The 2,573-nt window shown below is 72.7% G+C and carries 4 protein-coding genes; 1 reads left to right on the forward strand and 3 read right to left on the reverse strand.

Annotated features, from left to right (window positions below):
- Positions 1-72: 72 nt before the first annotated feature.
- The 3 genes from VFZ20_RS19225 to VFZ20_RS19235 form a co-directional block, all read right to left on the reverse strand.
- Positions 73-477 carry an SRPBCC domain-containing protein gene (locus VFZ20_RS19225; RefSeq protein ID WP_329685552.1) on the reverse strand — a complete coding sequence of 135 codons (405 nt, stop codon included), beginning with the start codon at positions 475-477 and terminating at the stop codon, positions 73-75.
- A complete protein-coding gene (locus tag VFZ20_RS19230) occupies positions 474-788 on the reverse strand; it encodes a metalloregulator ArsR/SmtB family transcription factor (RefSeq protein ID WP_329685553.1) in 315 nt (104 codons plus the stop codon). Before VFZ20_RS19230 ends, VFZ20_RS19225 begins: the two co-directional genes overlap by 4 nt.
- 126 nt (positions 789-914) lie before the next feature.
- On the reverse strand, positions 915-1,811 hold the full coding sequence (locus tag VFZ20_RS19235; RefSeq protein WP_329685554.1) for a c-type cytochrome: 897 nt from the start codon (positions 1,809-1,811) through the stop codon (positions 915-917).
- A gap of 390 nt (positions 1,812-2,201) precedes the next feature.
- Here VFZ20_RS19235 and VFZ20_RS19240 point away from each other — a divergent pair.
- A partial coding sequence (locus VFZ20_RS19240) for a DUF4118 domain-containing protein (RefSeq protein WP_329685555.1) occupies positions 2,202-2,573 on the forward strand: 372 nt, incomplete at its 3' end.

The following is a 2,573-nucleotide window of genomic DNA, read 5'->3' on the forward strand; positions in this document are numbered from 1 at the left end:
GGTGGGGGCCTCCGCGGGCGAGAGATACTCCGCTTCGCTCTCAACTCCCAGAGCCTGCAATGAAGCTCAGCCCTACCCCGCCAGCGCGCGGTCCATCCGCCGCATCACGCCGGGCCATCCGCCGCCCATCCCCTCGTACGCGCGCCTGCCCAGCGGCGAGTCCAGATCGAAGCCCGCGTGCTCCAGCGACAGCCGCGTCCCCTCGCCCTCCGGCTCCAGGCGCCACGTGATGGTCGTATCCAGCGTTCCCGGCGCGAACGAGTAGGAAAGCAGCCGCTCCGGCTCCACCGCGATCACCTCGCACGCCTGCTGGCCCCACGCGCCCATGTCCAGCGTGAAGCGGTGCCCCGCCACCGGCCGCACGTCGCCGGCGGCCCACCACCTGGCGTGGATCGCGGGGTCCGTGAGCGCGGCCCACACGCGCGACGGCGGATGGGGAATGTGCTCGCTGAGCTGGATGATGCCGGGCCGGGTCATGGGGATTTCTCGTCCAGGGTTTCGCGCAGGGCGCGCAGGCGCTCCCGCCAGTACTGCTCGAAGGGACGCAGCCATTCACCCACCTCCGCCAGCGCCTCGGGCCGCAGGTGGTAGATGCGATGACGCCCCCGCGCCTCCTCCGTGACCAGGCCGGCATTCCGCAGCACCTGCAGGTGCTCGGAGACGGCGGGCCGCTGCAGGTTGAAGGCGGCCGCGATCTCGCCGGCGGCGCGCGGCTGCTCCCGCAGCATCTGCAGGATGCTGCGCCGCACGGGGTTGGCGAGCGCGCCGAACACGTCGGTGACTGGCATGGCTTCAATATGTCGGAAATGTCCGACGCGTCAAGGCAGAAGAGGATCCTCGATCGGCCGGACGCAGAACGCCCGCGCCGATCGCGTGGGATCGGCGCGGGCGTCGTGCATCCATCCAGTCCGGCGTCAGGTCTTGGCGGACTGCACGGGCGGGACGGTCTGCAGGTAGAGCCAGATGGCGCGCAGCTCGTCGTCCGTGTGGCGCGCCATGGACTTCCAGGGCATGAACTCCAGGATCTTGCTCCCGTCCGGGCGCGTGCCCGTGCGGATGGCCGTGAAGAACTGCGCCTCCGTCCACTGCCCGATGGGCCCCGCCGGGGTGATGTTGGCCGCCGGCGGCGCGCCCGGCTCCGGGCTGGGGCCGCCCACCAGGTTGGGGCCGTGGCAGCCGCGGCATCCGCCCACGCTCACCAGGTACTGCCCGTACTCGCGCGTGGCGCCCACGGGCGGGGCCGACCGGGCGCCCGTCCGCGCGTGGTCGATGCGCTCCGCGGGCACCAGCGGCAGCTTGCCGGCCGTGTACAGCGCGCGGCCCAGCGGCCCCAGGTGCGACGTGCCGTGCCGGCGGTCCACCGGCGACAGCGTGCGCAGGTACGCGATGACGGCGGAGACGTCGTCGTCGCTCAGGTTCTGGTACTCGTCCGACGGCATGATGAACAGGCCGCGCCCGTTGGGCCGCACGCCGTGGCGGATGGCCGCCTCCAGCTGCGCGTCGGTGTAGACGGCCAGCACGCCGCCCTGCCCCGCCGTGACGTTGCTGGCGTAGATGGTGCCCAGCGGGCCGGCGTCGATGAACGTCTTGCCGCCCATGTCCTGCTCGTGGCAGTCCACGCACTTGGCCACGGCCGTCACCAGGTGCCGGCCGCGCGCCACCTGCGCCGGCTCCGTCGTCACCCGCAGGTGCGTGGCGCCCGCCACCGCGTACGTCCTGCGCAGCCGCGACTCGCTCACGCCGTACACCACGGCCACCAGCAGCACGACAAGGGCAATCAACCCCAGCAGGGTTCTCTTGATCAGCTTCATGTTCGGTTCTCCGGGGAGTGCGGCGCGGGCGGGTGGCGGGAAGGCCGGACACGGGATTTGGACGGAGCCATCCCGGCACGGGTTTCACCGCGCGCGCAATGCGCCACGGGCCGCCGCGCCGCGACGTGGGGGAAATAAGCGTCCGCGCCCGCCGCGCTGCCAGGGTCGATTGACCCGGGTCAGCCCTGTCGCCCCCGTCGCGGAGGATGCGATGCGGGGCGTCCGCGCGTTTGCGGCACCTGATCTGCCGGCTATCTTGCAGCGCATCCCGTTCCCTGGGCGCTGGACGGTCCGGATTCCCATGATCGGCGCTCCATGACCGTAGAATCACCTGCTGGCGGCGCGGCGGTTTCCGCCGTGGATCCATCGTCGCATCCGTCCCCCCGGCCCGTGGCGCCGGAACCCGGCTCGCCGCCGTCTCCCGCCGTGCGCGCGTTTGTGGCCGTCGCGTCGCCCGCGGTGGCCCTGGGGCTGTTTCAGCCGCTGCGGCACGCCCTGACCGACCGGCCGTTCGCCCTGTTCTTCGCGGCCGTCTTTGTCGCCGCGTGGTACGGCGGGCTGTGGCCGGGGCTGCTGTGCACGGCACTGGGCTTCGTGGCGCTGCACTGGTTCATCCTGGAGCCGCTGGGGGGCATCGCGCTCACCACCTGGGCGGACCTCGTCCAGAGCGCCACGTTCGTGGGCGTCTCCGTCACCGCCAGCGCGCTGGCCGGGCAGCTGCACCGGGCCCGCGCCCGCGCCCTGGCCGCGGCGGAGGAGAAC

Source organism: Longimicrobium sp., from assembly GCF_036280135.1.
In the GTDB taxonomy this organism is placed as follows: domain Bacteria; phylum Gemmatimonadota; class Gemmatimonadetes; order Longimicrobiales; family Longimicrobiaceae; genus Longimicrobium.

What these genes read in the sequence shown, in the direction of transcription:
- VFZ20_RS19225 (WP_329685552.1), bottom strand. Translation starts at nt 477, where the DNA reads ATGACCCGGCCCGGCATCATCCAGCTCAGCGAGCACATTCCCCATCCG.
- VFZ20_RS19235 (WP_329685554.1), bottom strand. Translation starts at nt 1,811, where the DNA reads ATGAAGCTGATCAAGAGAACCCTGCTGGGGTTGATTGCCCTTGTCGTG.
- VFZ20_RS19230 (WP_329685553.1), bottom strand. Translation starts at nt 788, where the DNA reads ATGCCAGTCACCGACGTGTTCGGCGCGCTCGCCAACCCCGTGCGGCGC.